This is a genomic window from Hydrocoleum sp. CS-953, assembly GCF_002260545.1.
In the GTDB taxonomy this organism is placed as follows: domain Bacteria; phylum Cyanobacteriota; class Cyanobacteriia; order Cyanobacteriales; family Microcoleaceae; genus Trichodesmium.
In genome coordinates this window covers 1-6664 of the sequence record NZ_LGSU01001087.1, presented here as the reverse complement: position 1 = coordinate 6664, position 6664 = coordinate 1, and the positions used below count along the sequence as shown (strand labels likewise).

At 34.6% G+C, this 6664-nt stretch carries 5 protein-coding genes and 3 pseudogenes; 7 read left to right on the top strand and 1 reads right to left on the bottom strand.

Features of this window, described 5'->3' with window-relative positions; genetic code table 11:
• Window positions 1–396: 396 nt before the first annotated feature.
• Together AFK68_RS16360 and AFK68_RS45440 are read left to right on the top strand one after the other, a co-directional pair.
• Window positions 397–1194 (top strand): annotated as a pseudogene (locus tag AFK68_RS16360) (alcohol dehydrogenase catalytic domain-containing protein); the annotation flags it as partial.
• Between the two features lies 1 nt (window position 1195).
• On the top strand, window positions 1196–1575 hold a 380-nt coding region (locus AFK68_RS45440; protein WP_371357419.1), incomplete at its 5' end, for a zinc-binding dehydrogenase.
• 1239 nt (window positions 1576–2814) lie between these two features.
• Here the strand turns inward: AFK68_RS45440 and AFK68_RS16355 are convergent.
• On the bottom strand, window positions 2815–3129 hold the full coding sequence (locus tag AFK68_RS16355; RefSeq protein ID WP_094673708.1) for a hypothetical protein: 315 nt from the start codon (window positions 3127–3129) through the stop codon (window positions 2815–2817).
• Window positions 3130–3277: 148 nt separating this feature from the next.
• On the opposite strand from AFK68_RS16355, the gene AFK68_RS16350 reads away from it, so the two are divergent.
• The 5 genes and pseudogenes from AFK68_RS16350 to AFK68_RS16335 form a co-directional block, all read left to right on the top strand.
• Window positions 3278–3916, top strand: a complete 639-nt coding sequence (locus tag AFK68_RS16350) for a peroxiredoxin (protein WP_094673707.1) — start codon at window positions 3278–3280, stop codon at window positions 3914–3916.
• Window positions 3917–4091: 175 nt separating this feature from the next.
• Window positions 4092–4691 (top strand): Uma2 family endonuclease, encoded by a 600-nt coding sequence (locus tag AFK68_RS16345; RefSeq protein ID WP_094673706.1) that lies wholly within the window; start codon window positions 4092–4094, stop codon window positions 4689–4691.
• Window positions 4692–4886: 195 nt separating this feature from the next.
• A pseudogene (locus AFK68_RS41900) lies at window positions 4887–5152 on the top strand (Uma2 family endonuclease); the annotation flags it as partial.
• A gap of 1 nt (window position 5153) precedes the next feature.
• Window positions 5154–5407: Uma2 family endonuclease (locus AFK68_RS41895; protein ID WP_246844230.1), on the top strand; the 254-nt coding region annotated here is incomplete at its 5' end.
• Between the two features lie 118 nt (window positions 5408–5525).
• A pseudogene (locus AFK68_RS16335) lies at window positions 5526–6513 on the top strand (cysteine synthase A); the annotation flags it as partial.
• Window positions 6514–6664 lie beyond the last annotated feature (151 nt).

Sequence of the window (6664 nt, the reverse complement as noted above, 5' to 3'; positions counted from 1 at the left end):
TAAGTAGGTAGATTCACTAAAATTTTCAAGAGTTGAGATTTTGTTATATGAAATTATCTTTTACTCCATACCACAATTTTAACAAAAATCCTGGCTTATATATGGGTTTTCATATTAATGAACTACGGTATTTTTTTCTCTTATCTGTTCCCTATTCCCTATTACTTGTTGCCAATTTTCTATTATTTGTTCCCAATTTCCTAAAATACTCAAAAATTCAGCTAAGTAGGTGAACATAAATAAACGCAATTTCTATTATGAGGGAGATTTTTAGGAATAAATTTCTAATTTATCAAGGCTTTCGGCTAAACCCACCCCTACAATTTTTTTAACGTTTCATTAGACCTACCTACTTAGTCGCTAAAATTAAAACTAAGCTAACCAAAAAAAGAGAACATGAAAGGAATCTGGCTAGAAAACCAACAACTCCAACTCCGCACCGACCTCCCCACACCCGAAGCCCCAGAAGGAGAAGCACTTGTTCGGGTCTTGCGTGCTGGTATTTGCAATACAGACCTAGAACTTCTCAGAGGTTACTACCCCTACAAAGGTATCCTCGGCCATGAATTTGTCGGTGTGGTGGAACAAGGACCGGAAAATTTACTCAATCAAAGAGTAGTAGGAGAAATTAATGCCGCTTGTGGTAAGTGTCGCTTTTGCTTGAGCGACCAACCCACCCATTGTGAAAATCGGACAGTTTTGGGAATAGTTAACCGCAACGGAGCTTTTGCCGAATATCTGACCTTGCCAGTCAAAAATCTCCATCCAGTTCCCGATAGTATCTCAACAGATGAAGCGACATTTACCGAACCAGTCGCAGCAGCATTGGAAATTCAACAACAAATACAAATTTGCCCAGTAGATAAAGTTTTAGTTGTGGGGGATGGTAAACTCGGACAGTTAGTCGCGCAAACCTTAGCTTTAACTGACTGTCAGTTATTGGTTATTGGTCGTCACCAGGAAAAATTGGCAAATTTAGAAGAGAGAGGAATTAAAACTGGGTTTGTTGATGCAGTTACTACAGGAGCTTTTGATGTTGCAGTGGAATGTACTGGCAACCCAGAAGGATTTGCTATTGCTCGTCGCGCTCTTAGACCCCGTGGTATTTTAGTTCTCAAAAGCACTTATGCAGGGAATCTCAGTTTGGATATTTCTTCATTAGTGGTGGATGAAATTACTTTAATTGGTTCTCGTNGAATTAAAACTGGGTTTGTTGATGCAGTTACTACAGGAGCTTTTGATGTTGCAGTGGAATGTACTGGCAACCCAGAAGGATTTGCTATTGCTCGTCGCGCTCTTAGACCCCGTGGTATTTTAGTTCTCAAAAGCACTTATGCAGGGAATCTCAGTTTGGATATTTCTTCATTAGTGGTGGATGAAATTACTTTAATTGGTTCTCGTTGCGGACCTTTTGAACCAGCATTGGAACTTTTATCAGAACATAAGCTTAATGTCAAGCCATTAATTCAAGCTCATTATCCTCTAGAAGCTGGAATGGATGCTTTTGCTCATGCTCAGAAGAAGGGAGTTTTAAAAGTATTAGTAGATATTGGTTCATTAATTGATAATGGATAATGAATAATGGATAATTATTAGGGCTTGCTGATTAATTCTCAAAGTATTTACAGACAAACGCTTTAGATTTTTTAGGTTGAAAAAAGTGCCAGCTTTTCGATGGAAAAAGCTGAAAATTTGAGCATTTTATGCAGACAAAGGCAGAAAAATCAAGGGATAATTCTGACTCCTATCTCCTCTAAATTCCCCGTTTTTCCTGACTCCTGACTCCTGACTCCTACCCCTCCAAAATACTTTTTCAGCAAACCCTAATTACCTCTTTAAAAATTAATAATGATTGATTAATGACAACCTATACTAGAAGTTATAGTCATTTCAAATAAGGATGAAACACTTTTTTGGCTGAAACCCTTTCTATGTAAAGAAACACTCATCCCAGTCTTATTCAGAATCACTATAAAAGCTTCTACAGCCACGAAAAAGCAATTTTTATATTCTTTAATTATCAATTATCCATTATTAATTATGACGAGAGGCAATAAACCAGAATTGATTAATTATCAATTATCCATTGGTAAGAATTGTTCAATAATTAAGAATTAAGAATTAAGAATCACCTCTCCTTGAAAAGAAGAGGATTGACGAACAGGAAAATTTTTATTTATTATCCCCTTAAAAGGGGAGGCTTTAAACCNAAGAAGAGGATTGACGAACAGGAAAATTTTTATTTATTATCCCCTTAAAAGGGGAGGCTTTAAACCAGAATATTTAGGTAAGAATAGGGTATTTATTGGTAGACAAAAATATCTGTATAGCAATCCTATTTAAGGTGTAATATTTTGGTGGCGGTTAGTAGTCAGTATTCAGGAGTCATAATTTCAGAGTTTTTCAGTTAAAATTAACTGTTATAAAAATTATTACAACCAATTTAGGACTACTGTATATTTATTGATGGTCAGATATATTTTCTACTACCAGTTCCCTGTTCCCTACCTCTAAAAATTTATTTGGCAAAGGATTTTTTTGGCGAAATTGTCATAGAGAAAAAGCTCTTGTTTCTGCTTAAAATAAATTTGGAGTAATATCAAGTTCAGAAATTTCTCTTCTACTCTGTATTAATTGATAAATAAAATATCAAGTCTTTCCAACATAGGAGAAATAAACTGGATAAATCACTTTCTCCCCTACTTCCTATTAGTCTGTCAAAATTAATGGCAGAGATAAGCCATTAATTTTTCTCCCTGGTCTACTTTCCTTATCGGTATTGTCTAAAACCATCATTTCAAAATTGACAGGTAACTAATTCTCCTTTAATTCGGAATTAACCTTATCGTACCAACTCACAAATTTAGGTCTATAGTCAATACAATTAATTGCTTTTTCCGAAAGAGCAACTTTAGGCTGTACAGGACATTTCAGATGATAATCTCCAGTAAAAAATAGACAATTAGCACAGGGAATATTATGCATTTTTTGAGCGCGACGTACTGAATCAGCGATCGCGCCAATTATACTCCAAACTGTTAAAATAATCAATCCCCAAGCAAATAAAAAACAGAGAGGAACTAAAAATGGCTGTATAGCATGAATTACGAAGTAAAGAATTTGAAACATAGCTGCTGGTTCATAACACAAATTGCATAATTTTAAACTTAACCTATATTTAACCGAATTTTTAAGAATATCTAAAGTTAAAAGCTTAAGTTCCTATAGAATGAAAATATGAAAATTGTTCACAGTAAACAATATAGGAAGTTAAGCTATGGCCTTAAGACTAGGTGACGAAGTACCCAACTTTACTCAAAATTCCTCTGAAGGGGAAATTAACTTTTTTGATTGGGCGGGCGATAGTTGGGTAGTGTTATTTTCTCACCCTGCTGATTTTACTCCTGTTTGCACCACAGAATTAGGAACAGTTTCCAGACTCAAACCAGAATTTGACAAACGTGGAGTTAAAGTTATTGCTCTAAGTGTAGATGACGCAGAATCTCACAAAGGTTGGATTGGAGATATCAATGAAACCCAAAGCACAACTGTTAATTATCCCATCTTAGCAGATCCAGATAAAAAGGTTTCTGACCTGTACGATATGATTCATCCGAACTCCTTAAATAATCTGACAATTCGTACTGTTTTTATTATCGACCCTCAAAAGAAACTCCGTCTTTCTATTACTTATCCTGCAAGTACAGGTCGTAACTTTGATGAAATTCTCAGAGTAATTGACTCTTTACAATTAACAGATAACTATCAAGTTGCTACTCCTGTAAATTGGAAAGATGGAGATGATTGTGTAATTGTTCCTTCTCTAAAAGACCCCGAAGTATTGAAAGAAAAATTCCCCAAAGGTTACACAGAAGTTAAGCCATATTTGCGGATGACTCCTCAACCTAATAAATAAATTTATAATAATGTAGTTAAGGATTAAGAGTTATAAGTTTTCTTCTTAATCCTTAATTATTTTATCAGCAGTCAGCAGTCAGCGATGATTTATTAACTTCTTATCTTAGAAGATAACTAGCTAATTTTAGTAAGTTATTGCATTGAAAAGCTGAATGCTTATTAGGAGGAAAAATATGCTTGAAGAACCGATTATTTTACAAATGCTTCCAGATTTAAAAATGACAGAGGAACAATTTTTTGAATTCTGTCAAATAAATCGATATTTACGCATAGAAACTAATAAATTTGGAGAGCTATTAATTATGTCTCCTGCTGGTTCAGAAACAGGAAATAGAGATGGCAGAATTATTCAGCAGTTAATGAATTGGTCAGATGAGGATGGTACAGGTTTAGCTTTTAGTTCTAGTACAGGATTTACTCTTTCTACAGGAGCAAAAAAATCTCCCGATGCTTCTGGGATAAAATTAGAAAGATGGATGAATTTATCTAAAGAAGAAAAAGAAAAGTTTGCTCCTATTTGCCCAGACTTTGTAGTGGAATTAATGTCACCTTCAGATAACCTAAAAACTCTCCAAGCAAAAATGACAGAATATATGGAAGAACCGGGAGTAAAATTAGGTTGGTTAATTGATAGAAAAGAGAGAAAAGTTTATATTTATCGCCCAAATTTTCCGACGGAATGTTTAGAAAATCCTGAGAGTGTAAGTGGGGAAACAATATTGCCTGGATTTGTTTTAAATATGAGTAAAGTTTGTTCAATAATTGATAATTGATAATTGATAATTGATAATTACCTCTCCCTAAAACGGATTGGATTGAATNTTCAATAATTGATAATTGATAATTGATAATTGATAATTACCTCTCCCTAAAACGGATTGGATTGAATAAAAGGAAATTTTTTTTGTTTCTCCACGGTGAGTGAGAGGCTTTATACCTTTATTTTTCGGTAAAGAGGAGGGAAAATTATGTGGGAAAATCCAATTGTTTTAAAAATACCTTCAGATTGGAATATAACAGAGGAACAGTTTTTTGAGTTCTGTCAAATTAATCGAGATTTACGCATAGAAACTAATAAATTTGGAGAGCTATTAATTATGTCTCCTACTGGTTCAGAAACAGGAAATAGAGATGGCAGAATTATTCAACAGTTAATGAATTGGTCAGATGAGGATGGTACAGGTTTAGCCTTTAGTTCTAGTACAGGATTTACTCTTTCCACAGGAGCAAAAAANAGTTTGCTCCTATTTGCCCAGACTTTGTAGTGGAATTAATGTCACCTTCAGATAACCTAAAAACTCTCCAAGCAAAAATGACAGAATATATGGAAGAACCGGGAGTAAAATTAGGTTGGTTAATTGATAGAAAAGAGAGAAAAGTTTATATTTATCGCCCAAATTTTCCGACGGAATGTTTAGAAAATCCTGAGAGTGTAAGTGGGGAAGCAGTATTGCCTGGATTTGTTTTAAATATGCAGAAAGTTTGGTAAATTAGGAGGAAAAATCCAATTGTTTTAAAAATAAATTCAGATTGGGGATTTGTTTTAAATATGAGCAAAGTTTGGTAAAATCTGATTTTGTAAATACTAAATAGTAGGTTGGTAAAAAATGGATATTAAACAAGGCTTTATTGGTGCAGTTGGCAACACTCCATTAATTAGATTAAATAGTTTCAGTGAAGAAACTGGGTGTGAAATTTTAGGCAAAGCAGAATTTCTTAATCCTGGAGGTTCCGTAAAAGACAGGGCAGCACTTTATATTATTAAAGATGCAGAAGAAAAAGGTTTACTGAAACCTGGTGGAACAGTTGTTGAAGGAACTGCTGGTAATACAGGAATAGGTTTAGCACATATTTGTAATGCTAAAGGTTATAAGTGTTTAATTATTATTCCTGAAACTCAATCTATTGAAAAAATGGATGCTTTGAGAACTTTAGGTGCGGAGGTTAGACCTGTTCCAGCAGTTCCCTACAAAGACCCAAATAACTATGTAAAAATGTCAGGTAGATTAGCATCGGAAATGGAAAATGCTGTCTGGGCAAATCAGTTTGATAATTTGGCAAATAGAATCGCTCATTATGAAACAACCGGACCGGAAATTTGGGAACAAACTGATGGAAAAGTAGATGCTTGGGTAGCTGCTACTGGTACGGGTGGAACTTTTGCTGGTGTTTCATTATTTTTAAAAGAAAAAAATCCTCAAGTTAAAACTGTTTTAGCAGACCCGATGGGAAGCGCTCTTTATAGTTATGTGAAAACTGGGGAAATTGCTACTGAGGGTAGTTCTATTACTGAGGGTATTGGTAATGGTCGGGTAACAAAAAATATGGAAGATGTGCTGATTGATGATGCGATTCGAGTTGATGATAAAGAGGCAGTAAGAGTAGTTTATCAACTATTAAGAAAAGACGGTTTATTTATGGGAGGTTCTGTCGGAATTAATGTTGGTGCAGCATTAGCTTTAGCAAAACAAATGGGTCCTGGTCATACTATTGTGACTGTATTATGTGATAGTGGTTCCCGTTATCAATCAAAATTATTTAATCGTGATTGGTTAGCTGCTAAAGATTTATTACCAATGGATAATTGTTTTCGGANTTGGTGCAGCATTAGCTTTAGCAAAACAAATGGGTCCTGGTCATACTATTGTGACTGTATTATGTGATAGTGGTTCCCGTTATCAATCAAAATTATTTAATCGTGATTGGTTAGCTGCTAAAGATTTATTACCAATGGATAATTGATAAT